Origin of the sequence: Cupriavidus necator (genome assembly GCF_040578825.1) — a bacterium.
GTDB lineage: Bacteria > Pseudomonadota > Gammaproteobacteria > Burkholderiales > Burkholderiaceae > Cupriavidus > Cupriavidus necator_E.
The window spans coordinates 23774-47813 of record NZ_JBEFLI010000033.1; the positions used below are offsets into that span (position 1 = coordinate 23774).

Annotated in this window: 21 protein-coding genes; 15 read left to right on the forward strand and 6 right to left on the reverse strand. The window is 66.7% G+C overall.

Annotated elements, in window-relative coordinates:
- Positions 1 to 50 precede the first annotated feature (50 nt).
- Complete coding sequence (locus AB1I47_RS17525) at positions 51 to 1646, forward strand: MDR family MFS transporter (protein WP_354685011.1); 1596 nt, start codon at positions 51 to 53, stop codon at positions 1644 to 1646.
- Positions 1647 to 1679: 33 nt separating this feature from the next.
- Positions 1680 to 2150 (forward strand): MarR family winged helix-turn-helix transcriptional regulator, encoded by a 471-nt coding sequence (locus AB1I47_RS17530; protein ID WP_354685012.1) that lies wholly within the window; start codon positions 1680 to 1682, stop codon positions 2148 to 2150.
- Between the two features lie 22 nt (positions 2151 to 2172).
- On the opposite strand, the gene AB1I47_RS17535 is transcribed toward AB1I47_RS17530, so the two are convergent.
- Positions 2173 to 2838 (reverse strand): response regulator, encoded by a 666-nt coding sequence (locus AB1I47_RS17535; RefSeq protein ID WP_354685013.1) that lies wholly within the window; start codon positions 2836 to 2838, stop codon positions 2173 to 2175.
- Between the two features lie 392 nt (positions 2839 to 3230).
- Positions 3231 to 4202, reverse strand: a complete 972-nt coding sequence (locus AB1I47_RS17540) for a LysR family transcriptional regulator (protein WP_354685014.1) — start codon at positions 4200 to 4202, stop codon at positions 3231 to 3233.
- Between the two features lie 710 nt (positions 4203 to 4912).
- Here AB1I47_RS17540 and AB1I47_RS17545 point away from each other — a divergent pair.
- The 5 genes from AB1I47_RS17545 to AB1I47_RS17565 all read left to right on the forward strand — a co-directional run bounded on the left by AB1I47_RS17545 (position 4913) and on the right by AB1I47_RS17565 (position 9460).
- On the forward strand, positions 4913 to 5203 hold the full coding sequence (locus tag AB1I47_RS17545; RefSeq protein WP_354685015.1) for a transposase: 291 nt from the start codon (positions 4913 to 4915) through the stop codon (positions 5201 to 5203).
- Between the two features lie 77 nt (positions 5204 to 5280).
- Positions 5281 to 5667: a hypothetical protein gene (locus AB1I47_RS17550; RefSeq protein WP_354685016.1), complete on the forward strand. Its 387-nt coding sequence runs from the start codon at positions 5281 to 5283 to the stop codon at positions 5665 to 5667.
- Between the two features lie 52 nt (positions 5668 to 5719).
- Entirely contained in the window at positions 5720 to 7051 is a 1332-nt protein-coding gene (locus AB1I47_RS17555; RefSeq protein WP_354685017.1) for a DUF3300 domain-containing protein, read from the forward strand.
- Between the two features lie 3 nt (positions 7052 to 7054).
- Entirely contained in the window at positions 7055 to 7921 is an 867-nt protein-coding gene (locus AB1I47_RS17560) for a DUF2950 family protein (RefSeq protein WP_354685018.1), read from the forward strand.
- A gap of 432 nt (positions 7922 to 8353) precedes the next feature.
- Positions 8354 to 9460: an extracellular catalytic domain type 1 short-chain-length polyhydroxyalkanoate depolymerase gene (locus AB1I47_RS17565; protein WP_354685019.1), complete on the forward strand. Its 1107-nt coding sequence runs from the start codon at positions 8354 to 8356 to the stop codon at positions 9458 to 9460.
- Positions 9461 to 9536: 76 nt separating this feature from the next.
- On the opposite strand, the gene AB1I47_RS17570 is transcribed toward AB1I47_RS17565, so the two are convergent.
- Positions 9537 to 10856 (reverse strand): MFS transporter, encoded by a 1320-nt coding sequence (locus AB1I47_RS17570; protein WP_354685020.1) that lies wholly within the window; start codon positions 10854 to 10856, stop codon positions 9537 to 9539.
- Between the two features lie 313 nt (positions 10857 to 11169).
- On the opposite strand from AB1I47_RS17570, the gene AB1I47_RS17575 reads away from it, so the two are divergent.
- Both AB1I47_RS17575 and AB1I47_RS17580 read left to right on the forward strand, forming a co-directional pair.
- Positions 11170 to 15123 (forward strand): DUF748 domain-containing protein, encoded by a 3954-nt coding sequence (locus AB1I47_RS17575; protein ID WP_354685021.1) that lies wholly within the window; start codon positions 11170 to 11172, stop codon positions 15121 to 15123.
- Between the two features lie 549 nt (positions 15124 to 15672).
- Complete coding sequence (locus AB1I47_RS17580) at positions 15673 to 15855, forward strand: rubredoxin (RefSeq protein ID WP_010811065.1); 183 nt, start codon at positions 15673 to 15675, stop codon at positions 15853 to 15855.
- A 61-nt stretch (positions 15856 to 15916) separates the two neighbouring features.
- Here the strand turns inward: AB1I47_RS17580 and AB1I47_RS17585 are convergent, their stop codons facing one another.
- On the reverse strand, positions 15917 to 16087 hold the full coding sequence (locus AB1I47_RS17585; protein ID WP_354685022.1) for a hypothetical protein: 171 nt from the start codon (positions 16085 to 16087) through the stop codon (positions 15917 to 15919).
- A gap of 53 nt (positions 16088 to 16140) precedes the next feature.
- Positions 16141 to 16323 (reverse strand): hypothetical protein, encoded by a 183-nt coding sequence (locus AB1I47_RS17590; protein WP_354685023.1) that lies wholly within the window; start codon positions 16321 to 16323, stop codon positions 16141 to 16143.
- A gap of 292 nt (positions 16324 to 16615) precedes the next feature.
- On the opposite strand from AB1I47_RS17590, the gene AB1I47_RS17595 reads away from it, so the two are divergent.
- From AB1I47_RS17595 to AB1I47_RS17620, 6 genes are all read left to right on the forward strand, one after another.
- Entirely contained in the window at positions 16616 to 17119 is a 504-nt protein-coding gene (locus tag AB1I47_RS17595) for a hypothetical protein (protein ID WP_354685024.1), read from the forward strand.
- 324 nt (positions 17120 to 17443) lie between these two features.
- On the forward strand, positions 17444 to 18802 hold the full coding sequence (locus AB1I47_RS17600; RefSeq protein WP_354685025.1) for a cytochrome c oxidase subunit II: 1359 nt from the start codon (positions 17444 to 17446) through the stop codon (positions 18800 to 18802).
- 13 nt (positions 18803 to 18815) lie between these two features.
- Complete coding sequence (ctaD, locus tag AB1I47_RS17605) at positions 18816 to 20573, forward strand: cytochrome c oxidase subunit I (RefSeq protein ID WP_354685026.1); 1758 nt, start codon at positions 18816 to 18818, stop codon at positions 20571 to 20573.
- The gene (locus AB1I47_RS17610; RefSeq protein WP_354685027.1) at positions 20570 to 21217 is read left to right on the forward strand and encodes a cytochrome c oxidase subunit 3 family protein; all 648 of its coding nucleotides are present in this window, start codon (positions 20570 to 20572) and stop codon (positions 21215 to 21217) included. Before ctaD ends, AB1I47_RS17610 begins: the two co-directional genes overlap by 4 nt.
- 27 nt (positions 21218 to 21244) lie before the next feature.
- Positions 21245 to 21952: a heme-copper oxidase subunit III family protein gene (locus AB1I47_RS17615; protein ID WP_354685028.1), complete on the forward strand. Its 708-nt coding sequence runs from the start codon at positions 21245 to 21247 to the stop codon at positions 21950 to 21952.
- An 8-nt stretch (positions 21953 to 21960) separates the two neighbouring features.
- Positions 21961 to 22362, forward strand: coding sequence for a cytochrome C oxidase subunit IV family protein (locus AB1I47_RS17620; RefSeq protein WP_354685029.1), 402 nt, complete (start codon positions 21961 to 21963; stop codon positions 22360 to 22362).
- Positions 22363 to 22452: 90 nt separating this feature from the next.
- Here AB1I47_RS17620 and AB1I47_RS17625 read toward each other — a convergent pair whose 3' ends face one another.
- Positions 22453 to 23880 carry an NAD-dependent succinate-semialdehyde dehydrogenase gene (locus tag AB1I47_RS17625; RefSeq protein WP_354685030.1) on the reverse strand — a complete coding sequence of 476 codons (1428 nt, stop codon included), beginning with the start codon at positions 23878 to 23880 and terminating at the stop codon, positions 22453 to 22455.
- Between the last annotated feature and the right edge of the window lie 160 nt (positions 23881 to 24040).

Consider the following 24040-nt stretch of genomic DNA (forward strand, 5'->3'; position numbering starts at 1 on the left):
GCGGGTTGTCCTATAATCCTTGACAACGCAACGATTGATCGAGCAACAAAATGACGCCCCAGCCACATAGCGGTCAAGCCAACGGTCAGGTCCTTCCCTTCCGCGAGTCCCTCCTTGCGATGCTGGGCGTGGCCTTTGTGGTGATGCTGGTGGCGCTGGACCAGACCGTGGTCGGCACCGCGCTGCCAACGGTGGTGGCGGAGCTGCAGGGCTTCGAGTACTACGCGTGGGTGGCGACGGCCTACCTGCTGACCTCGGTGATTACCGTGCCGATCTTCGGCAGGTTGGGCGATTACTACGGGCGCAAGCCGTTCGTGCTGGCGTCGATCCTGGTGTTCTTGGTGGCCTCGGCGCTGTGCGGAATGGCGCCGAGCATGCCGTTCCTGGTGCTGGCGCGCGCGCTGCAGGGCATCGGCGGCGGCATGCTGGTGGGCACGGCCTTCGCCTGTATCGCCGACCTGTTCCCGGATTCGCATGTGCGGCTGCGCTGGCAGGTGATGCTCAGCGCGGCGTTCGGCATCGCCAATGCCGTCGGGCCTTCGCTGGGCGGGGTGCTGACTGAGTGGTACGGCTGGCGTGCGGTGTTCTATGTCAACCTGCCGGTGGGTGCGCTGGGGCTGTGGTTTGCGTGGCGCTATCTGCCGCACCTGCGCCAGCAATCGCACAGCGGGCCGATCCGCGTGGACTGGCTCGGCGCCTTGCTGATGGCGGCGGGACTCGGTTGCATGCAGCTCAGCGTGGAATTGCTGCCTGCGCGCGGCTTCGATGCCTATACCGGCGGCCTGCTGGTGCTGGCCGCGGCGGCGCTGGTGGCGCTGTGGCACTGGGAGCAGCGCTGCGCCAACCCGATCCTGCCGGTGGAGATGTTCCGCAACCCGGGGCTGGCGCCGCTGTTCCAGTTGTCGGTGTTCGCGGGTTTCACCATGTTTGCGCTGCTGCTGTATGCACCGCTGCTGTTCCAGGGCGGCTTCGGGTATTCGCCGAAGGAAGCCGGCCTGCTGATCACGCCACTGGTGGTCTGCATCACCCTTGGCAGCATCCTTAACGGCCGCATTGTCACCCGCATCAAACATCCCAATACCATGCTCTATGCGGGCTTCGGCATGCTGGCGATCGCCTGCCTGGGGCTGACGCAGGCGACGCGCGGTATGCCGCATGGCCTGTTGATGGCAATCATGCTGGTGGGCGGCTTCGGGCTGGGGTTTATCATGCCGAACCTGACGGTGTTCGCGCAGCAGACCGCGGGCCGCGAGCATCTTGGCATCGCCACCGCCATGCTGCAGTCGCTGCGCATGGTGGGCGGCATGGTGGGCACGGCGATCGTGGGCACGCTGGTCACGCGCAGCTACACCGGCGGGGTCGATACCGCGCTGGCGGCGGCCAATGCCAGCCAGTGGGCGGCGCGCATGGCCGATCCGCAGGTGCTGATCGACAAGGCGTCGCAGGTGGCGCTGCTGGGCCAGCTCGGCCAGGCCGGGCACAATGGTGCGCTGCTGCTGGAGCAGGCGCGCATGTCGCTGGTCAGCGCCATCCACCTGGGGCTGCTTGCCGCCGCGGTGGCCGCGGCGCTGGGCGTGTGGCTCGCACGCCAGGTGCCGCCGGTGAAGCTGGTGCGCAGCGCGGCGCCGGCCATGGCGGCAGACTAAGATACTGGCCAGCAACGACCCTGAGGAGAACGGATGGAACTGGAGCGACAAAGCGTGGCCGCCTTGCAGCAGTTTGGCCGCACCTATCGCGCCTATGCGGCGGCGTTCGAGCAGCGCCTGGGCCTGCCGCTGGCGCGCTGGCGCATCCTGCACGCGCTGCACCAGCAGCACGATGCGATTGCGCAGAAAGCGCTGGCGGATCGCGTCGGCATGGACCCCGGTGCGTTGACGCGCCAGCTCAAGGCAATGCAGGAACTCGGCTGGGTAGAGCGTTCGACCTCCGAGCGCGATAACCGCGTGACGCATGTGACGTTGTCGCAGGCAGGGCAGGAGCTCGTGGCACAGCTGATGCCGGTGCGCTCTGCCTTCCTGGAAGACGTGCTGGCCGAAGTGTCGGCAGCGACGATGCAGGATTTGTCGCGCGGGCTGGCGCAACTTGAAGCGGGCATCGCCCATGCGCTGGCGCGCAATGCGGAAATGGCCGAAGCGGCCGACGCCGGCTGATATTCCCGCATACCGCTGACGCTTACGAAGCCGTCAGCAGCATGCCGTTGAGCGCCGCAAACTCGAACAGCTCGCGGTCATTGGTGACGCCGAGCTTGTGCATGGCGCAGTTCTTCTGCCGGCTGATGGTCTTGACGCTGCGGCACAGCAGGCTGGCGATCGCGCTGACCGAACGGCCGGCCAGGTACAGCCGTAACACTTCCATCTCGCGCGTGGACAGGCGTTCCGCGCCGGCGAGTCCCGACGCCGGACTGCCCGGATCGGCCTGCGACAACACCTCCATCGCCGACTTGCCGATGTAGTGGAAGCCGCGCTGGATGCGGCATACCATGGTGACCAGCTCCGACAGCGGCGCATCCTTCAGCAGCAGTCCGTGCACCTGCGTGTCGAGGATGGAACGCAGCACCAGCGGGTTGGTGATCATGGTCAGCACGATGACCGCCAGCGAAGGATGGCGTCGCCGCAGGCTGGACAGCAGGCGCAGCCCGTCGCTGTTGCCTTCCTGCTGCACCGGCATGTGGTAATCGGTGATCACGACATCGGGACGCAGCACCTCGACACTGTTCAGCAGCGCCGTTGCGCTGGTCACGCTGCCGCAGACCTCCCACCCGGTCTGGGTCCGCAAGCGGTCGGCAACGGCCGCGCTCACCACAGGATGGTCGTCGGCAATCAGTATCCTCAATGCCATCGGGTTGCTCCTCGGTTCTTGTTGCGGCGGTGCCGGCATGGACCGTATCGATCGTAAGGTCGGTCTTAGTGCAGGGTCTTAAGACCGATCTTAAGAAAACGCCGCACGTCGGTGAACGTGCGGCGCAAGAACGACGCCAGACAACGACGCCTGACAACTGCGTGCATCGCCACGGATCCGGGCCAAACGGGAGACGGCCGAAGCGCGGCAATGCCAGGGCAGGATACCGGCGGCGCTTGTGCGAGAAACTAGGAGAATTCGCAAACCGCGACTGCAGTCGGGCATGCCGGGCCGGGCTCATGGGGCGCGAGTGTAGCGCAGGGGCTGAGCCCGGAAAAATGTCTCAGGATTGCAATAAGCGGCCGGCTGCGAGGAGGGCCGCTGGCAGGCTCTCAGGTAAGTCCCTCAGGCAGACACGCGCTCGCCTTGCGCTGCCGGGCGTCCTTGCGGCGGCCTTCGATGGTCGCGAGCGGGTCGCGCAGCACGGCGCTGCCCACTTCCATGATGTCGCGCAGCACGCCCGGGTCGCGCCCGCGCTCAGGCGACCAGAAATGCAGCGCGGCCCATTCGGGGAAGCTGCTCGGCGGCGCCAGCAAGCGGGCCTTGCGTTCGCGCGTGACCAGCGGCACGTTGAAGTCCAGCACGGGGCAGACGCCGCCGGCCGAATGCATCAGCGTGATCTGCGTATGCCATGACGGCACCACGGTCTCGCGGTGGCCGGGCGTACTGGCCTGCCGGCTCAGGAATGCGCGCAGCGGGCTGCTGGCCTCGCAGTCTTCCTGCAGCAGGATCCATTCGCTTTCACCTTCGTCATAGCGGCCTTCGCGCGTGGCGCTGACCAGCCGGCGCGGCGTGGCCATGATGTTCTGCTGGCGCACATGTTCCGGATCGTGGCCGCCATCGACGATGAAGGCGCAGTCCAGTTCGCCGGCATCGAGGTTGGCGGCGAGCACGGCATCGGCAATCACCGGCCGGGTGATAAAGCTGTCATGCGGAAACTTCTCGCATAGCGAGGTCAGGATCTCGGTGATGACGGGATCGCCGATCGACGATGAAAAGCCGATCGAAACGCGCCGGCCGCCGTCGTGGCGGCGAGGCAGTCCGCATTCTCCGGGGCGCACCAGCAGTTGCCACTTGGCGAGGATCTGGCGCGCGGTCGACTCCAGCCGCAGCGCATGCGGAGTTGGCTCGAGCATGCCGTTGCACTTGACGAACAACGGATCGCCAGTGATCTCGCGCAAGCGCTCGAGGCTGTAGGCAATGGTGGGGACGCGTCCCTGCATGCAGGCCGCCACGGCGTTCAGGTCGCGGTATTCCATGATGAGCACAAAGACGTGCAATAGCTTGGTACTGACGTGCCGCATTCCGACTTCTCCCGATTTCGCGACTTTGTTTGTTTTTTTGGTCTGAAGCAAACGGCGCTGTGCGCCAGAGGCGGCGCAAGACATGGCGCGCAAAGCGGCGCAGAAGCTAGCCAGGCTGCCTTTCTGCCAGCGCCGTGTGGCGCATTGCGAAGGCGTGTGAAATTAAGTTGTTGCCGAGGAATACTAATACACGATTAGGGAAAATCATAGAAACCAGATTTGGGGCCAGTGTTCTGATTTCGCTTTCTTCAGATTTTTCTGAATGCTCTGACATCGCTGGAAATGCGATCCACACGGTCATTGAGATGACACGATTTTTTTGTAAGAAGTGTCTTGCTTCCAGTCCTGCGCATTGCCACGCGCGCGATATTTTCCGGCTGCTGCAGCGATGAAACAAAATGAATTCCAATTTGGGGTGACTGAATCTGGACCAGGATGACGCCATCTGCGGCAGAAAAAACCGCCAGCAAGCCTGACGCAGCGGTTTAAATTACCGGCGTGAAATTCCACCTGTAAAAATCAGAAGACGCTGTGCAATGCCTGGACCCGGCCCACCTGAAGATGTCGTCGTAGCACTGGCACGGGCCTGCATCGGCGCGAAAATTTGCTTGACTCGTCAGCGAAGACACTGAATTGCCTTTTGGCGCGGGGGTGGGCTAACGTACCGCCAGAGTCGGCACGGTCGGGCGCCGTGCATAGCGGAGAGATTCGTGAACAGACGCTATTCAGAAGAACAGATCCGCAGCTACCTGGCCGAAGCGGCCAGCGGCGTGCCGGTGCGTGAGCTGTGCGCACGCTATGGCTTCAGCGATGCCTCGTTCTACGGATGGCGCGCGCGCTACGCGCAGCCGGGCCAGGGCGATGCGCGCGACGGGCGCAAGCTGCGCGACCTGCAGGAAGAGAATGCCCGGCTCAAGGGTATGCTTGCGGACGCGCTGCTCAGGCTAGAGCTGCTGCGCAACCGTACCGGCCGCCGCGATGGCGATGGCAGTGACCGCTAGAGGCGGACGGTTTCCGCAACATACCGTGCCGCGACCCTGCTGTCTCCAGGTATCGCGCACGGTCCTGGAGTATTGGTTTGACGAAGTTCCTGATCAAGGCGGGCGTGCTGGCATGCGCCGCGATGGTAGTGGTTCCGGCGCTGGCCGCCGGCAATGCAGCGAGCAACGCCGCTGCGGCCGCGGCAGCAGGCACGCCGATGGTGGCACCGCCACCGCCGCGGATGCTGGATGAAGCCACGGCGGTGGTGGAAGGACCGGATGGCACTTTGTCGGCGTCGCAGCGGCAGCACTGCCAGTCGTTGCTCGACAAGATCAACGCACTGCCCGCGGGGCCGCAGTGGGCCGAGGGCAAATCGTCGGTGACCACCGCCGACGGGCGCACGTATCCGGCGCTCGAACGCCAGGCCGATCGCAAGCGCCTGGAAGAAGCGTATCGGCAGGAGTGCACGCAGCAACGTCGCTGAGTGCGCAAACCGGGCAGCAGGCTGTCACCTGCGCTGATTGTGGGGAGCGAACATGCAACGTTTCAGACATCTCTTCGCATGGTGCCTCGCACTGATGCTGGCCGCGCCGCTCGCGGGCGCGCAGGCGCAGACCAAACCCGGCAATGCGCAGCTCGACCAGCTCGCCGCGCCGATTGCGCTGTATCCGGATGCGCTGCTGTCGCAGGTGCTGATGGCGGCCACGTATCCGGCTGACGTTGCCGCCGCGGCGCAATGGTCCAAATCCAATCCGGGGCTGTCGGGGGATGCCGCAACCAAGGCGGTCGCCAGCCAGTCCTGGGATCCCAGCGTGCAGTCGCTCGCGGCGTTCCCGTCGGTGCTCGACATGATGGGCCGGCAGCCGCAATGGGTGCAGTCGCTCGGCGACGCCTTCCTGGCCCAGCCCAACGATGTGATGGACTCGGTCCAGCGCCTGCGCACGCAGGCGCAGAAGGCCGGTACGCTGAAGACCACGGAACAGCAGAAGGTGGTCACGCAGACCACGGGCGGCACCACGGTTGTGCAGATCGAGCCGGCCAACCCGCAGGTAGTCTATGTGCCCACCTACAACCCGACGGTGGTCTACGGCGCGTGGCCGTATCCGAGCTACCCGCCGGCCTACTATCCGCCGCCGCCCGGTTCCGTGTTTGCCACGTCCCTGGTGGCGGGCATCGGTTTCGGGCTGGGCGTGGCGGCCGTCGACGCGATGTGGGGCGGGTTCGACTGGGGCCGTCATGACGTCAATATCAACGTCAACCGCTACAACAACATCAACGTCAACCAGCGCCTGGACGTCAACCGGACCAACGTGAGCTGGCAGCACAATCCCGCCAACCGCGGCAATGTGCCGTACAACAACCCGGCGGTGCGCAACCGTTTTGATCAGCAGCGCCAGGCAGGCCTGGCCAACCGGCAGCTCGGCAGTCAACGACTGGGCGCCGGCGGCGTGCAGCACCAGCCTTCGGCGCGCGACCAGGCGCGCGACCGCGCGGCGCAATCTTTCCAGGGCCGCACCGGCCAGTCCATTCCCGGCCATGCCGGCGGGCTGGCCGAGCGCTCGCGCGTCGGTGCGGGCGGCAACACCGTGCAGAATCCTCGGCCGGCGGGCGCCGACCGCCAGCGCGCCGACCAGGCCCAGGCGCGCGACCGCGCGCGCAATGCCAACCGCGACAGTGCGCTGCACGATGCCGGCAACGGCGAGCGCGTGCGCCAGCAGAACCAGCGTGCATCGCTGTCGCAGCGCGAGGCCCCGCAGGCGCACCCGGCCGCCTTCAGCCAGGGCGGCGGCTTGCGCGAGCCGGGCGGCGGTGCCGAGCGCCTGCGTGGCGGTGGCGGCGGCGAACATTTCGGCCATGGTCGGAGGTAAATCATGACGCGCATGACGGGCAATTCCTTCCCTGCGGCCGGATGGCGCGCGCTGGCCGCCGCGGCACTGTGCGCGGGTCTCTGTGCAAGCCTGCCGGCGCTGGCACAGCAGGTCTTTCCCAGCCCCGATGCCGCGGCCGAGGCGCTGGGCGATGCGATCGCGCGCAGCGACGACGACGCACTCGGCCGCGTGCTCGGCAAACAGTACCGTTCGCTGGTGCCGCCCGGCGGCATCGATCAGGACGACCTCTATGAGTTTCTCGGTGCCTGGGCGCGCCACCATGCGGTGAAGACCGACGGCGAGCGCCGTGCGCACGTGGAGGTCGGCCAAAGCGGCTGGACCTTCCCGGCGCCGCTGGTGCGGCACAACGATGGCTGGGCCTTCGACCTGCGCGCCGGCAAGCAGGAAGTGCGCCGCCGCCATCTGGGCCGCAACGAGCTGGTCACGCTGGAGGCGCTGCAGGTGCTGGCCGACGCGCAGCAGCGCTATGCCGCGCAGGCAGGGCAGGGCCGCTATGCCACGAAGCTGGTCAGCACGCCGGGCAAGACCGACGGCCTGTACTGGCCCGCGGCCAGCGAGCAGGACGCCAGCCCGATCGGCCCCGATGCGCTGGCGATGGGCCCGGACACGCCCCCGGCCGATGCCTTCTACGGCTATTACTACCGCCTGCTGCCGCCAGCGCGTGGTAGCGATGCCAAATTCGGCTTTATTGCCTGGCCCGCCCGCTACGGCGTGACCGGTGTGCATACCTTCCTGCTCGGCAGCGATGACGTGTTCTACGAGCGCAACCTGGGTGCGGGCACCGCAGCGCGCGCCAAGGCGATTCGCAGCTTCTCGCCCGAGGGCTGGCAGCGCGTGGCCGACCGCTGAGCGGCCAGTTCTCCTGTCGCCAGCCCTGGCTTGCCGGTTCAGGCAAGCCAGGGCTTTTAGCCTCGGCACAGTGATCGGCCCGCACTGAGAATCCTCTGACCTGAGGCCAGTCACGCGCCGATTCATAGACATGCTCCGCATGGCGCAAGGAGCGGACCGTCAGCGCGGCTTGACACTTAGCTGCGTTAGAACAAGTCATCGGCAATCTCACTGATCTGCCTGCGATCCGCATGCTTTCGTGAGCTTTCTTGCGCCTTTTGCCATTTCTGAGAAATCGCCGGAGGCAGGGAAAAATGTAACGTTAAGTTTACTGTGGCGCATCTCAGACAGCCCGGCCTGGTTCGCGTGACCGCCACGTCGACTATGGTATGCTGCGACGCAACAATAAACGCACCCCGGGGGGGAGATTCCGTCATACGACCAGGAGTCCTCATGACCAAAAGCCTTGCCGCTGACTGGCACGCGCGTATCCGGCGATTGGGCCGCTCGCAGGCCCGCACGGAAGCCCAGGTAAAGTCCTGGCTGGACCGCATGGATTCGCTGAATCCACTGACCCCGGCACGCCCCATTGAGGCGCCCGCCAGGTCCCGCACGCCTCGCGCGCCGCGGGCACCGTTGCATACCCCGTCGCATCCGCTGCCTGGCGTGTGGCAGGCGCACCGCCTGCGCCTGGCGCCCCTGCCTGGCGAACTGGTGCCGCAGCTCTCCTATCACCTCTATATCCCGTCCAAGGCACATCGCGGCCCGTTGCCGGTGGTCGTTCTGCTGCATGGCTGTCGCCAGACGCCGGATGACCTGTCCGCCGGCACCCGCATGAATGCACTGGCCGAGCGCGAGGGCTTCATCGTTGCCTATCCGCAACAGCCGCTGCGGCGCCAGGTGCAGCGCTGCTGGCAATGGTTCGACCTGGCCGCTGCCGAAGGCGGCCGGGAAGCCCAGGCAGTCGCCGCCCTGGTCGACGCCCTGGCAGCGCGCCACGATGTGCGCGAGCGCGAGATCTACCTGGCTGGGATGTCGGCCGGCGCGGCCATGGCCGCGGTGGTGGCGCTGCGCTATCCGGGCAAGGTGGCCGCCGCGGCGATGCATTCCGGCGTGGTCATCGGCGCGGCCGATAATCCGCGCGCAGGCTTGAGGGCGATGCAGGAGGGCTCGTCCGCCGAACCGTCATGGCTGCTTGACGCCGCCGGCGTGACAACCGGGGGTCCGGAGATGCCGGCGCTGGTGATCCACGGCCTGGCCGACGACGCGGTGCACCCGCTCAATGGCCGGCTGCTGGCGCGGCAGTTCCTGGCCTATAACGGGCTGGAAGACCGGCTGGCCGGGGTGCCCGCGCCACCGTTGGACGTCGCGGACGAACGCACGGGGCGCTCGCACCAGTACCGTTTCGGCCGCTGGAGCCGCGACCTGGTGACGCTGGTGGAAGTGGAGGGCCTGGGACACGCCTGGAGCGGCGGCGACGCCGGCTATCACTACCACAGCGATATCGGGCCGGACGCCAGCGCGCTGATGTGGCAGTTCTTCCGCCAGCATCGGCGCTGAGGGGAAATACAAACGAAAAAGGGAGGGCGCCAGGCCCTCCCCGGATGCTGGCAAAGCTGTCGCCAGACTGCCGGTATCAACCCCGCGACCGGTCCTTCACAAACAGCGCCGTCACCATCCCCAGCACGCACAGCGCCACGACATAATGCGCCGGCGCCAGCGGATCCTGCTTGAGCATCAGCGTGACCACCATCGGCGTCAGACCGCCGAAGATCGCATAAGCCACGTTGTACGAGAACGACATCCCCGAGAAGCGCACCTGCGCCGGAAACGCATTGACCAGCACGAACGGCACCGCGCCGATGGTGCCCACCAGGAAGCCCGCCAGCGCGTAGAGCGGCAGCAGCAGATCCGGGCGCGTGAAGATCGTGGTGTAGAAGGTGTACGAGCAGATCGCCAGCAGCAGGCCGCCGAAGAACAGCGTGCGGCGTGCGCCGATGCGGTCGGCCAGCGCGCCGGAAACGATGCAGCCCACCGTCAGGCACAGCGTGGCGACGCTGTTGGCGACCAGCGCGGTGCGCGCGTCATAGCCATACAGCTTCTGCAGGAAGGTGGGCGTCATCAGGATCACCACCACGATGCCGGCCGACAGCATCCACGTCAGCAGCATCGACACCGCCACGCTGCCGCCGTGGTCGCGCATCACGGACTTCAGCGGCATCTCGGCGGCGAGCGCCTTGCGCTGCTGCAGCTCGGCAAACACCGGCGTCTCATGCAGCCAGCGGCGCAGGTACATCGAGGCAATGCCGAACACGCCGCCGATCAGGAAGGGCAGGCGCCAGCCATAATCGGCCAGCTCGGTCGGGGTGAAGAGGGTGTTGATGCCGGTGGCCACCAGCGAGCCCAGCAGGATGCCCGCGGTCAGGCCGGCGGTCAGCGTGCCGCAGGCGTAGCCGACATGGCGCGCCGGCACGTGCTCCGACACGAAAACCCAGGCGCCCGGCACTTCGCCGCCAACAGCCGCGCCTTGCAGGATGCGCAGCACCAGCAGCAGCACCGGCGCGGCCAGGCCGATCGACGGGTAGGTGGGCATCAGCCCCATCAGCAGCGTCGGCACCGACATCAGCAGGATGGAGAGGGTGAACATCTTCTTGCGGCCGAGCAGGTCGCCGAAGTGGGCCATGATGATGCCGCCCAGCGGCCGGGCCAGGTAGCCGGCCGCGAAGATGCCGAAGGTCTGCAGCTGGCGCAGCCAGTCCGGCACCGACGGCGGGAAGAACAATTGCCCGATCACCGTCGCGAAAAAGACGAAGATGATGAAGTCGTAGAACTCGAGCGCGCCGCCGAGTGCGGCAAGGGAAAGCGTCTTGTAATCCTGGCCGGTCAGCGGGCGCGCACTGGCACTGGTATGGCCTGGCGCGCCGACACCTGCGGCGGTACTGCTGGTGGTGGACATGAATGGACTCGCATGGAAGGGATCGCATGCGAAGCGCGCAACACGGAATACGTGGCGGGTGTGGCCGGAGGGTAACAGCGCAGGTGAGGCAGGCACAGTGTGGCGGGTAAGCCGCAGGCTTGCGACGAAACGCTTCGCAAAGCCCGTAAAGATACCAGATCGGCCTGTCAGCCATAGTCTGCGTCCTTGAACAGACAGCTTTGCCTTCTTTGCTTTGTACGAAAGCGTTGCGATAATGTCGGGCAAAAAGTGAAATCCGGGGCACAAACTGTCGTGCAACTCCGGTAAGCGGGGTCAGATCTTCTGGAACGTCATGGCTTTCAAGCAATCCATCCAGGCAGTGGCCGCCACGCCGCGCGGCCGCCTGGCTACCCGTGTCGTCGGCGGCGTGGTGGCCGCGCTCGCGGTGTTCGGGCTGGCTGGCTACTTTGGCGGCCCGCCGCTGCTTAAATATCTGGTCGAAAAGAACGCGACCGAAGCGCTCGGGCGCAAGGTCACGCTGGGCAAGGCCCAGGTGCGGCCATTCGGACTGGCGGCGACGCTGTCCGACCTGACCATCTACGAGCGCGACGGCAAGACGCCCGCGCTGACGCTGGGCCAGGTCGAGGCCAATACGTCGATGGCATCGGTGTGGCACCTGGCGCCGGTGGTCGACAACCTGCATGTCGATCGGCTGGCGGTGCACGTGGTGCGCGGCGCCGACGGCCGCATGAGCTTTGCCGATATCCAGGACAAGTTCGCGGCCCTGCCGCCCAAGCCGGCCGATGCCGAGCCGGCGCGCTTCTCGGTCAACAATATCGCCGTGACCGGCAGCACCTTCCGCTATGACGACAAGCTGCTCGATACCAGCCTGCGCGTCGACAACCTGACGCTGACGCTGCCGTTCCTGTCCAACCTGCCGCATGATGTCGAGATCGTTACGCGCCCGACGCTGAGCGCGCAGGTCAACGGCACGCCGCTGGCGCTCGACGGCGAGGTGCTGCCCTTTGCCGATTCGCGCCAGACGCGGCTGAACGTCAACCTCGACGCGCTCGACGTGTCGCGGCTGATGGCTTTCGCGCCGCCGCTGCGCGATGCCGAGGTCAAGGCTGGCAAGCTCGATACGCGCCTGACGGTGGCATTCCGCCAGCAGAAGGGCACGCAGGAGATGCTGCTGACGGGAACGGCCGCGCTGCGCGATGCGGATATCCGCACGCGCGCCGGCCAGCCGCTGCTCAAGACTGGCCGCCTGGCGGTGGATATTGGCAAGCTTGAACCCCTTGCGCACCGCGCGCAGCTGCGCAGCGTGGAGATCGAAGGGCTGGGCGTTGAAGCCGCGCGGCGCGCGGACGGCACGCTGAACCTGGCGACGGCGTTCCTGCCGCAGGCGGTCAGCAAGTCCACCGATGGCGTCGCGCCCGCGCCCGCGCCGGCATCGGCACCCGCCGCGGCGTCTGGCGCGCAGGCGCCGGCAGTGGCGAAGAAAGATGAGCCGTGGCGCTACGCGGTCGATCGCATCGTGGTGAAGCAGGCGAAGCTTGGGTTTGAAGATGCATTGGCGCCGTCCGGCCCCGGCAAGCTGACGCTCGGCCCGCTCGACGCCGAGGTCAAGGGCTTCGCCGGCACCGAGGGCGACAAGCCGGCCCGCATCGAGGCCACGCTGACCGTGGCCGACGGCCAGACGCTGCACCATACCGGCGACCTGCTGCTGCGCGACGGCACGCTGGCCGGCACGCTGGAAACCGCCGGCCTGCGCCCGCAAGGGTTTGCCGCATGGTGGCCGCGCGAGCTGCGCAGCCAGTTCGGCGAAACCGCGGTCAATGCCGAGCTGCATTACCGCATGGCGTGGGGCACGCCGCAGTTCCAGTTCGTGCTGGAGAAGTCGCGGCTGGAGCTGGCGCCGCTCTACGTCGCCACGCGCGAGCCGGTGACGATGCCGGTTTCCGCGGCGGCACGCGCCGCCAGCGACACGCAGGGGCAAGCCGACCGCGCTGGCCACCGCGCGCGTGAGTCCAGCGACGATCGCAACGGCGCCAACCTGCCGCTGCTGCGCGCGCAAAAACTGGTGCTCGAAGGCATCCAGTTCGACCTCGCCAGGCAGACCTTCGCCACCAGCCAGGTCACGCTGGCGCAGCCGCAGGTCTCCGCCACGCGCGACCATCGCGGCGAACTGATCGAGATGGCGCGGCTGTGGGCCGCCGAATCCACGCAGCAGGCGCGCGCCACGCCGCGCCGCGCTGCACCGGCGCCCACTGCTGCCAGCACCACCGGCACCACCAACGGCACGCAACCCCCAGGCGTCTGGAACGCCAATATCGGCAAGGTTATCGTCGAAGGCGGCAGCGCGCGCCTGGCGGACTACCAGCCGGCCGAAGCCAATCGCGGCCGCCCGGTGATCCACCAGTTCCGCAATATTGCGCTGAGTACCGGCGCCATCGCCTGGCCGCTGACGCCGGCGGCGGTGCCGGTCAAGCTGCATGCCGAGTCCGGCAAGCGCGGCGTGATCGGCATCGATGGCTCGGTGCTGCCGGCCGTCCCGGCCAGCCGCCTGCAGCTCGACCTGCAGCAGGTGGAAATAAGCCCGCTGCAACCATATCTTGCGGATCGCTTCAACGCCGCGCTGCGCAGCGGCACGCTGACGGTCAAGGGCAAGCTCAATGTCGATGCGCCCACCGGCAAGCCGGTCGCCGCACAGTTTGCCGGCAATGTGCAGACCGGCAACGTGCGCACGATCGACCGCGTCAGCGGCGACGACTTCCTGCGCTGGCGTTCGCTGGCGGTGTCGGGCATCGACTTCGCGATGGACGAAAGCAAGGGCCCGATGCGCGTGAGCCTGGGCAACGTCGCGCTCAATGACTTCTACGCGCGCGTGATCCTGAACGCCAACGGGCGCCTCAACCTGCAGGACGTAATGGCCGGCGGCGCGGCCAAGGGCGAGGCGGCGCCGTCCACCAGCCTGACGCAGGCCAACCCCGCCTCGGCGCCGGCAGCGCCGCCGGTACAGGCCGGCGACACCCGCACCGCGCAGCTCGAGCAGAAGCCGGGCGGTCCCAAGCCGCAGGTGCGCATCGGCGGGGTCTCGGTCCGCCAGGGCAACATCAATTTCTCGGACTTCTTCGTCAGGCCCAACTACACCGCCAACCTGACCGGCATGAAGGGTTCGGTGTCCAAGGTGTCGTCGGGCGACCCCACGCCGGCTGATCTCCTGCTGGACGGCCGTATCGATGATGATGCCCCGGTCAATATCAGCGGCAAGATCAACCCGCTCGGCGAGCAACTGTTCCTGGACATCGCCGCCAAGGCCTCCGGCGTGGAGCTCACGCGGCTGACGCCGTACGCCGCCAAGTACGCCGGCTATCCGATCACCAAGGGCAAGCTGACCGTCGACGTGGCCTACAAGATCGACAACGGCAAGCTCGATGCGCGCAACCACCTCTTCCTCGACCAGCTCACCTTCGGCGAGCGCGTCGACAGCCCGGATGCGACCAAGCTGCCGGTGCTGCTGGCGGTGTCGCTGCTGAAGGACCGCAATGGCGTGATCGATGTGAACCTGCCGGTGTCGGGCTCTTTGTCGGATCCGGAATTCAGCATCGGCGGCGTGATCGTGCGCGTGCTCGTCAACCTGCTGACCAAGGCCATCACGTCGCCGTTCTCGCTGATTGGTTCGGCCTTCGGCGGCGCGGGCGGCGGCGAAGAGCTGGGCTATGTCGAATTCGCGCCCGGCACCGCGTCGCTGACGCCCGCGGCAAAGGACAAGATCGGCAAGCTTGGCCAGGCGCTCAACGACCGGCCCGCGCTGCGGCTGGAAATCAGCGGTCGCATCGACCCCGCCACCGACGAGGCCGGCGCGCGCCGCGCCTGGCTGGATGCGCGCGTGACCGAGCAGAAGCGCCGCGACCTGCGCGCCAGCGCCCAGGCTGGCGATGAAGCCGGCGACGGCGAAGCAGGCGAGCAGGGCGCCGAGATCAAGGTATCGAAGCAGGAGTACCCGAAATACCTGGAAGAAGTCTACAAGCGCGCCTCGATGAAGAAGCCGCGCAACTTCATCGGCTTTACCAAGTCCTTGCCGGCCGAGGAAATGGAAAAGCTGCTGATGGCCAATGCCACCGTCACCGAGGCCGACCTCCGGCGCCTGGCCGAACAGCGTGCGCTGGTGGTCAAGCAGGCGCTGGAGCGCGAGGGGAAGGTGCCGGAAAGCCGCCTGTTCCTGACCGCGCCGAAGCTCGGCATCGACGGCATCAAGGACAAGGGGGCGCCCAACCGGGTGGACTTCGCCGTTCGGGGGTAGGCCGTTCCCTGATCAGGCCGCCCGCCGTATGGCGGGCGGCGCCAAACGCGGAGAAGCCGAGCTTCGATGGGTCATGTGTCAGACCCCGAAGAATCGGAGCTTCCGGAGTCCGACGAGTCGGAAGAGGTCGATTCCGAGGAATGGGATCGATCCGACCAAAGGGAGCGTTCAAACTCGCGCGCGGCCATGGCGACCGGTTCAGCAACACTGGTTTCGTGTCGATCCCCAATCTGCGCAAGTTCACCGAGCTGAGCGACGAAGACATGAACGCGCAGCTGATCAGCGACGAACTGCTGAAGTGGTTTGCGCAAAGCTCCAAATAGCCAGTGCCTGGCGGGATGCCCCGGCCAATGAGCGGGGCCGTACCGCACCGGGCATGGCGCGCGAATGACGGCGGCGTTACAAAGTTGCGCCAGCACTAAGGGGGCGAAGCCCCTGCCGGTGCCGTACGGCGCAGGTGCAACAGGCCTGCCCCGGAAAACCGGTATGATTCCGCCCGGACAATCCGTTCCATAGCCCAATCAGGAGTGTGTTTTGCAGCAGGATCAAATGGAAGCCGCCGTCGCCTACAAGACCTGGGTGTGCGTGATCTGCGGCTGGGTTTACGACGAGGAACAAGGCTGGCCCGAAGACGGCATCGCCCCCGGCACGCGCTGGGAAGATATCCCTGAAGACTGGCGCTGCCCGGAATGCGACGTCGGCAAGGCCGAGTTCGCGATGATCGAGCTGTAACGCAACAGGCGCTTTTGCAGCGCCTGGGGAAGTGGGTGAAGCGGGACGAAGCAGCTCCGCCCTAGCCGTAGTGCCGGCGCGGCGCCTGCCTGCACAAGCCGGCACGGCGGCGCTGTTGCGCCGCGCAGCGCCGGTAGCGCATCCGGTACGGATGGCTGCAGCGCCAGATCGCCTGCAGCACGGTCACGAACAGCAATGCCGCCATGACGGCGGCAATCAGGCCGAGCGACATCGCGGCCCTCCTCTCCAGAAATACCCTGCCTGACAGCCCGCGTTGCGCGGGCGTCAGATCAGTATCGGCAATGCCTCCAGCACCAGCACCGCGATCAGCGCGCCGATCAGGGCGCCGATGGTCCGGCAACTGATGCGCAGGTATCTGGCGGTCACCGGGATCGAGCCCATGGCGATCACGCCCACCAGCGCCATCGGAATCAGGAATACAAGATCATGCGCGGTGATGTGCAGCATGGCGGTCTCCTGTCTCTCTCTTTTGTGCATCCAGTATAGGCAGTGTGTGCCCGATACAAGGCCGCGCGCATCGGGATTGTCCCGTATCGCGCACGGCAGCCAGCACGCGAGTACCGGTGCACGCACATCCCGGCCGCTCTCGGCCGCAGGGCGTTGCGCGGCGCACGCACTCCATGCGTTTTTCGCGGTCCGTCGCGCGAGGATCGAACCACGTGTCCTATGCTGATCAGATACGCGGGGCCGGTTCCCAACGATGTCCATGCCCCGCCATTTGAGAGAGACGGAGGTGGTTATGGAACTACATATGCAATCGCACCATTACGTGCGGCGGCAGCCGGACTGGACCGCGGCCGCGGTGTCAGGGCTGGCTGCCGGGGCGTTGCTGCTGGTGCTGGAGCTGTTCTGGTCGTCGATGGTGTCGGGCGTCAACCCGTGGGTCGCCACGCGCATGATCGCGGCGATCGTGATGGGGCGCGAGGTATTGCAGACGTCGCTGTTCAGCGTCGGCACCGTGGCCGCCGCGCTGATCATCCACTTCGTGCTGGGCGCGGTGCTCGGCATGATCCTGGCAGCGATCATCGCGCCATTCACGCTCGACTCCAGCCTTGGCATGGCGATGCTGGCCGGCGCGGTGTTCGGGCTGGTGGTCTACTTCTTCAACTTCTATGTGATGACGCGCGCGTTCCCGTGGTTTATGGAAGTGCGCGGCTGGCATACCTTTATCGGCCACCTGATCTTCGGTGTGGCCGCGGCGGCGTGCTACTGGAAGCTGGAAAGCAAGGACGTGTCGCACTGAACGCACACAGCGACCACACTGCGCGGCCACACACTGCGCCCGCATGGATGCCGCACTGCGCCGGCATGGCGATTTAGCCGCTCGCATTTGCCACTACACGGGCCCGCGCGCGGCGTCCGCGGCGGCGGAACCAGCGTTCCGTCCGCCGCTTTTTCCTGGCGCGCCCTGGTGCGCGTGCCACATTCATCGCTGCAGAAACGCCTGGTGCGATGCCGCATGCGGCCCCTGCCGTGTCGCCTTGCAGTGACCTGACGACATGCACTAGTCTTATCTCTACCTGCGTGACTTGCGCATCCCTCGCCGCACGCGAGGAGGAGGGTGGATATGGCGATTGCCATCGCACTCGTCGTCATCGTCGTCGCTTCGGTGCTCTTCCATTTCATGAGCCCGTGGTGGGCGACCCCGCTGGCGTCCAACTGGAAGCAGATGGACGACACGCTGACCATTACCCTTGTCATCACCGGGCTCTTCTTCGTCGTCATCAACCTGTTTATCGGCTATATCGTCTGGCGCTACCGGCACCAGGCGCCGCACCCCAATGGCGGCACTGGCCACCGCGCTGCTTACCAGCCGGAGAACACCAGGCTGGAACTGTGGCTGATCGCGGGCACCACGCTGGGCGTCGTGCTGCTGCTGGCGCCGGGCCTGTTCGTCTACGCCGACTATGTGCGGCCGCCGCGCGAAGCGATGGTGATGGAAGTGGTGGGGCAGCAGTGGTCCTGGGCGTTCCGCTTTCCCGGCAAGAGCGGCGAGCTGGGGGCCTCCGATCCGCGCTTTGTCACCGGCACCAATCCACTCGGGCTCGACCCCGACGATCCGCGCGGGCTCGACAATATCGTTATCGTCGGGCCGGAGGTGCACCTGCCGCTGAACCGGCCGGTCAAGGTGCTGCTGCGCTCCAAGGACGTGCTGCACGATTTCTACGTGCCGCCGTTTCGCGCGCGCATGAACATGGTGCCGGGCATGGTCACGTCGTTCTGGTTCACGCCGACGCAGCCGGGGCGCTTCGATATCCTGTGCGCGCAGCTTTGCGGCGTGGGGCACTACAACATGCGCGGCACGGTAGTGGTGGAAGAGCCGGCGGCCTATGAGGCCTGGCTGGCGAAGCAACAGACCTTTGCGATGACGCTGGCCCGGGCAGCCGCGCCGCCGGCCGCGATGGCCGCCGCCGCGCCGGACGCCGCCGGCGACGCCGGCACCATCGAGAAGGGCCGGGCGCTCGCGCAGAGCAAGGGCTGCACCGCCTGCCACAGCATCGACGGCAATCCGGGCGTGGGGCCGACGTGGAAGGGGCTGTACGGCAAGACCGAAACCTTTGCGGACGGCAGCAGCGCCCGGGTGGATGATGCCTTCCTGCACAAGGAGATCGCCGACCCGAACGCGCGGCTGGTGAAGGGCTTCGGGCCGGTGATGCCGAAGCTGCCGATGAGCGAGGACGAGATCGCGGCACTGACCGCGTACATCAAGTCCGCCGGCAACGGCGCGGCCACTAGCGGCGCCGTTGCGCCGGTAGCGCCCGCGGATGTCCCTGCCGGCCCCGCGGCCGACACCAGTGCCGCCACCACGGCAGCCGCCGGCACCGCCGCGCCCGCGGCGACCCCCGGCGCCGCGTCCGGTACCTATACGACTTCGACGGCCGTGGCCGTGCCGCCCACCGCGGCGCCCGCACCGGCCAGGAAGTAAGGAGGAGACCCGCATGGCTTACGCCGACGATGCCGCCCATCATGCGCCGCAGAGCTTCTGGACCCGCTACGTCTGGAGCCAGGACCACAAGGTGATCGCCGTGCAGTACACCATCGTGGCGATCGTGGTGGGGCTGGTGGGGGTGGCGCTGTCCAACCTGATGCGGATGCAGCTGGGCTTCCCGGGGCGCTTCGAGTTCATCGACGTCAACCGCTACTACCAGTTCGTCACCATGCACGGCATGATCATGGTGATCTACCTGCTGACCGCGCTGTTCCTGGGCGGCTTCGGCAACTACCTGATTCCGCTGATGGTGGGGGCGCGCGACATGGTGTTCCCCTTCCTGAACATGCTCAGCTTCTGGGTCTACCTGCTGTCGGTGATCGTGCTGCTGGCGAGCTTCTTCGTGCCGGGCGGACCCACCGGCGCGGGCTGGACGCTGTACCCGCCGCAAGCCATCCTGCCAGGCACGCCAGGCCATGACTGGGGCATCATCCTGATGCTGGTGTCGCTGGCGATCTTTATCGTCGCGGCCACCATGGGCGGCCTCAACTACGTCACCACGGTGCTGCAGGCGCGCACCGAAGGGATGACGCTGCTGCGCATGCCGCTGTCGGTATGGGGCATTTTCATGGCCACCATCCTGGCGCTGCTGGCGTTCCCGGCGCTGTTCGTGTCGGCGGTGATGATGCTGCTCGACAAGACCATGGGCACCAGCTTCTTCATGCCGGCGATGGTGTCGATGGGGCAGCAGCTGCAGTACAAGGGCGGCAGCCCGCTGCTGTTCCAGCACCTGTTCTGGTTCTTCGGCCACCCAGAGGTGTATATCGTGGCGCTGCCGGCGTTCGGCATCGTCTCGGACCTGGTCAGCGTGCATTCGCGCAAGAGCATCTTCGGCTATCGCACCATGGTATGGGCGATCCTGGCGATCGGCGTGCTGTCGGTGGTGGTGTGGGCGCACCACATGTTCGTCAGCGGCATGAACCCGTACTTCGGCTTCTTCTTCGCCACCACCACGCTGGTCATCGCCATCCCCACCGCGATCAAGGTCTACAACTGGGTCATCACGCTATGGCGCGGCGATATCCATTTCTCGGTGCCGATGCTGTTTGCCATCGCCTTTATCAGCACCTTCGTGATCGGCGGTCTGACCGGGCTGTTCCTGGGCAACGTCAGCGTGGATATCCCGCTGTCCAACACGTATTTCGTGGTGGCGCACTTCCATATGGTGATGGGGGTGTCGCCGATCCTGGTGGTGTTCGGCGGCATCTACCACTGGTACCCGAAGGTGACCGGCCGCATGCTCGATGACACCATGGGCCACACGCATTTCTGGATCACCTTTATCGGCACCTACGCCATCTTCTTCCCGATGCACTACCTGGGCGTGCTGGGCATGCCGCGCCGCTACTACGCCTGGGAGAACTACGCCTTTATCCCGGAATCGGCGCATGTGATGAACATGTATATCTCGGTGGCGGCCTTCGTGGTCGCCGTGGCGCAATTGCTGTTTGTGTTCAACCTGATCTGGAGCCTGCGCTATGGCCGCAAGGCCGACGGCAACCCGTGGCGCGCCGCCTCGCTGGAATGGCAGACGCCGCAGACGCCGCCCGTGCACGGCAACTGGGGCCCGCACCTGCCGGTGGTGTACCGCTGGGCCTATGCCTACAGCGTGCCGGGCGCGCGCGAGGACTTTATCGCGCAGAACGCGCCGCCCGAGCAGGGTGGATCGGAGCCTGAACCGCACGCCAGCCGCGGAGCCGTCGTATGAATGCCGAAGCCCTCTACAAGGTCAGCCGCGACGACTTTGGCGGCAACCCGTCCGGCGAGAACGCCGCCAACCACCGCCGGCGCGGAGGCGCGCCCGCCAGCATCGGCCTGTGGGTGTTCATGGGCGTGGTGACCTCGCTGTTCGCGCTGTTCCTGACGGCCTATGCGCTGCGCATGGACAGCCCGGACTGGCATCGCATCGCGCTGCCGTGGCAGGTGTGGCTGTCGACCGCGCTGCTGGCCGCGGGCAGCGTGGCGATGGCAGTGAGCGCGCGCGCCGCGCGCCAGGGCAATATGGCCACGGCGCGGCATGCGCTGCGCCTGGGCGGACTGGGCGCGGCAGGCTTCGTTGTGTCGCAGCTATGGGCGTGGCAGGCGCTGGGAACGATGCAGGTGCTGCCGGCAGGCAATCCCGCGGGCAGCTTCTTCTACCTGCTGACGGCGATGCACGGCCTGCATGTGCTGGGCGGCCTGGCGGGCTGGGGCTTCGCGGTAGCGGCGCGGGGCAGCGGCGAGGGCGCGGTGCTGCGCATGACGCTGTGCGCGCGCTACTGGCACTTTCTGCTGGCGGTGTGGGTGGTGCTGCTGGCGGCGCTGGGGTGGCTCACGCCCGAGCTGGTGCGCTATATCTGCGGCACGGCGTAGCGCGGGGCAGCAACAAGGGGGACCGGCATGTCAACGCAACTGTCTTCACCATCGGCCACGCCGGCCGTGGCGCCGCCGCCGCCGCTGGGCGGGCTGCGCGGCATGCTGGCCGACTGGTCGTCGGACCAGCAGGCGTTCAAGGTGTCGTGGGGCAAGGCCATGATGTGGATCTTCCTGCTGTCCGACACCTTTGTCTTCAGCTGCTTCCTGACCGGCTACATGACCGTGCGGATGTCAACCACGGTGCCGTGGCCGAACCCCAGCGAGGTGTTCGCGCTGCATGTGGGCGGCGCCGATATCCCGCTGCTGCTGATCGCCATCATGACCTTCGTGCTGATCACCAGCAGCGGCACCATGGCGATGGCGGTCAACTACGCCTACCGGCGTGCGCGCAGGGAATGCGCAATTCTGATGCTGGTGACCGCGCTGTTCGGCATGCTGTTCGTCGGCATGCAGGCGTTCGAATGGACCAAGCTGATCGTCGACGAGGGCGTGCGCCCGTGGACCAACCCGATGGGCGCGGCGCAGTTCGGCTCGACGTTCTTCATGATCACGGGCTTCCACGGCCTGCACGTGTCGTGCGGCGTGATCTACCTGCTGGTGGTCGCCACGCGCGTGCTGCGCGGACGCTACGAGGCCACCGGCAACTACCAGATCGTCGAGATCGCCGGCCTGTACTGGCACTTCGTTGACCTGGTATGGGTGTTTATCTTTGCGTTGTTCTATCTCTGGTGAGGGCGGCCATGGCTTCAACTCCCGCAACTCCCGCAACTCCTGCAACTCCTGCAACGCCGGAAGGCTCCACGCACGAGCCCGGCCACGATGCCGGCCATGCCGCGGCACACGGCCAGCAGCATCCCATCGGGCTGTACCTGAAGATCTGGCTGCTGCTGTTCGTGCTGTCGACGCTGTCGTACATGGTCGACTACTTCCACGTCACCGGCTACCTGCGCTGGGCGCTGATTCTGATTTTCATGGGGCTCAAGGCGGGGCTGATCGTGGCGGTGTTCATGCATATGGCATGGGAGCGGATGGCGCTGATCTGCGCCATCCTGGTCCCGCCGATGTGCCTGCTGGTGCTGGTCTGGCTGATGGCGGAAGAAGCGAACTATACGTTCCTTACGCGCGGCGCGTTCTTCCGCTGAAGGGGAGGCGCCGCCGGCTCCGGGAGCGGGCCGGCGGCAGGCCGCCTTGCTGTGCCGTGCGCGCGGGCGGCGGCGCTCAGACCCGTGCGCTCACGCCTGCGTAATGAACTTGGTCACCAGGTAGCCATCGAAGGTCTCCTGGCCGCCTTCGCTGCCAATGCCGGAGTCTTTGATGCCACCGAACGGCGTCTCGGCCAGCGCCATGCCGAAGTGGTTGATGTTGACCATGCCCGCCTCCAGCCCGTTGGAGACTTCGGTGGCGGTCTTCAGCGAGTTGGTGAACACATACGACGCCAGGCCATAGGGCAGGCTGTTGGCACGGCGCAGCACCTCGGCGGTGTCCTTGAAGCGCGTCACCGGCGCCACCGGGCCGAACGGCTCGTCGGTCATCAGGCGCGAATCGTCGGGCAGGTCGGTGACCACGGTGGGCGCGAAGAAGTAGCCCTTGTCACCCAGGCGCGCGCCACCGGCCACCACCTTGCCGCCACGCTGGCTGGCATCGTCCAGGAACTGCTCCATCGACAGCACGCGGCGCTCGTGCGCCAGCGGCCCCATCTGCGTGCCGTCCTCCAGGCCGTTGCCCACCTTGATCGAGCCGATCACCTCGGTAAAGCGCGCCAGGAACTTGTCATAGGCCTTCTCCTGGACGTAGAAGCGCGTCGGCGATACGCATACCTGGCCGGCGTTGCGCAGCTTGAAGCGCGCCAGCATCTCGGCGGCGGGCTCGATATCGGCATCGTCGAACACCAGCACCGGGGAATGGCCGCCCAGCTCCATCGTCACGCGCTTCATGTGCGCGCCGGCCAGGGCCGCCAGTTGCTTGCCAACCGGCACCGAGCCGGTGAACGAGATCTTGCGCACAATCGGCGATTCGATCAGGTAGGTCGAGATCTCGCCCGGCACGCCCCACACGATGTTGAGCACGCCCGGCGGCAGGCCGGCGTCATGGAACAGTTGCGCCAGCGCCACCACCGCGCTGGGCGAATCCTCCGGGCCCTTCAGGATCAGCGTGCAGCCGGCGCCCAGCGCCGACACGATCTTGCGGATGGCCTGGTTGAACGGGAAATTCCACGGCGTAAAGGCCGCGCACACGCCGATCGGCTCGCGCACTACGATCTGGCGCACATTGGGCTGGCGCGGCGGGATCACGCGGCCGTAGATGCGGCGGCATTCCTCGGCGTGCCAGTCGGCGTGCTCGGCGCAGATCATCACTTCGCCAACGGCTTCGGCGAGCGGCTTGCCCTGGTCCAGCGTGATATTGCGGCCGATCTCCTTCGCGCGCTCGCGCGTCAGCTCGCCCACGCGGCGCAGGATCTTCGAGCGCTCCAGCGGCGAGGTCTTCTTCCAGCTTTCAAAGGCGCGCTGGGCGGCGGCGAGCGCCCGGTCAAGGTCGGCGCGGGTGGCGTGCGGCAGCTTGCCCAGCACCTCTTGCGTGGCCGGGTTGATGACGTCCTGCTCGCGCCTGTCGCCTCCCTTGATGAATTCACCGTCGATATAGAGCGCGAGATCCTGGTACATGCGTGTTCTCCTGGTGGGCCTGAGGCGTTCGTTGGGCGTTGCGGCGCGGCAGCGGAGGGGCGCGCCCCCCGGCCGCGGCCGGCAGTGAAACCGCAAGCTTACCCCGACTGCGGCGATCATGCAGTGGGCCATGCGCCTGTGCGGGCGCATGAGGGGCCAG

What these genes read in the sequence shown, in the direction of transcription:
- AB1I47_RS17560 (WP_354685018.1), top strand. Translation starts at nt 7,055, where the DNA reads ATGACGCGCATGACGGGCAATTCCTTCCCTGCGGCCGGATGGCGCGCG.
- AB1I47_RS17565 (WP_354685019.1), top strand. Translation starts at nt 8,354, where the DNA reads ATGACCAAAAGCCTTGCCGCTGACTGGCACGCGCGTATCCGGCGATTG.
- AB1I47_RS17595 (WP_354685024.1), top strand. Translation starts at nt 16,616, where the DNA reads ATGGAACTACATATGCAATCGCACCATTACGTGCGGCGGCAGCCGGAC.
- AB1I47_RS17625 (WP_354685030.1), bottom strand. Translation starts at nt 23,880, where the DNA reads ATGTACCAGGATCTCGCGCTCTATATCGACGGTGAATTCATCAAGGGA.
- AB1I47_RS17535 (WP_354685013.1), bottom strand. Translation starts at nt 2,838, where the DNA reads ATGGCATTGAGGATACTGATTGCCGACGACCATCCTGTGGTGAGCGCG.
- AB1I47_RS17615 (WP_354685028.1), top strand. Translation starts at nt 21,245, where the DNA reads ATGTCAACGCAACTGTCTTCACCATCGGCCACGCCGGCCGTGGCGCCG.
- AB1I47_RS17530 (WP_354685012.1), top strand. Translation starts at nt 1,680, where the DNA reads ATGGAACTGGAGCGACAAAGCGTGGCCGCCTTGCAGCAGTTTGGCCGC.
- AB1I47_RS17590 (WP_354685023.1), bottom strand. Translation starts at nt 16,323, where the DNA reads ATGCTGCACATCACCGCGCATGATCTTGTATTCCTGATTCCGATGGCG.
- AB1I47_RS17555 (WP_354685017.1), top strand. Translation starts at nt 5,720, where the DNA reads ATGCAACGTTTCAGACATCTCTTCGCATGGTGCCTCGCACTGATGCTG.
- AB1I47_RS17600 (WP_354685025.1), top strand. Translation starts at nt 17,444, where the DNA reads ATGGCGATTGCCATCGCACTCGTCGTCATCGTCGTCGCTTCGGTGCTC.
- AB1I47_RS17570 (WP_354685020.1), bottom strand. Translation starts at nt 10,856, where the DNA reads ATGTCCACCACCAGCAGTACCGCCGCAGGTGTCGGCGCGCCAGGCCAT.
- AB1I47_RS17580 (WP_010811065.1), top strand. Translation starts at nt 15,673, where the DNA reads ATGGAAGCCGCCGTCGCCTACAAGACCTGGGTGTGCGTGATCTGCGGC.
- AB1I47_RS17620 (WP_354685029.1), top strand. Translation starts at nt 21,961, where the DNA reads ATGGCTTCAACTCCCGCAACTCCCGCAACTCCTGCAACTCCTGCAACG.
- AB1I47_RS17585 (WP_354685022.1), bottom strand. Translation starts at nt 16,087, where the DNA reads ATGTCGCTCGGCCTGATTGCCGCCGTCATGGCGGCATTGCTGTTCGTG.
- AB1I47_RS17525 (WP_354685011.1), top strand. Translation starts at nt 51, where the DNA reads ATGACGCCCCAGCCACATAGCGGTCAAGCCAACGGTCAGGTCCTTCCC.
- AB1I47_RS17610 (WP_354685027.1), top strand. Translation starts at nt 20,570, where the DNA reads ATGAATGCCGAAGCCCTCTACAAGGTCAGCCGCGACGACTTTGGCGGC.
- AB1I47_RS17575 (WP_354685021.1), top strand. Translation starts at nt 11,170, where the DNA reads ATGGCTTTCAAGCAATCCATCCAGGCAGTGGCCGCCACGCCGCGCGGC.
- AB1I47_RS17540 (WP_354685014.1), bottom strand. Translation starts at nt 4,202, where the DNA reads ATGCGGCACGTCAGTACCAAGCTATTGCACGTCTTTGTGCTCATCATG.
- ctaD (WP_354685026.1), top strand. Translation starts at nt 18,816, where the DNA reads ATGGCTTACGCCGACGATGCCGCCCATCATGCGCCGCAGAGCTTCTGG.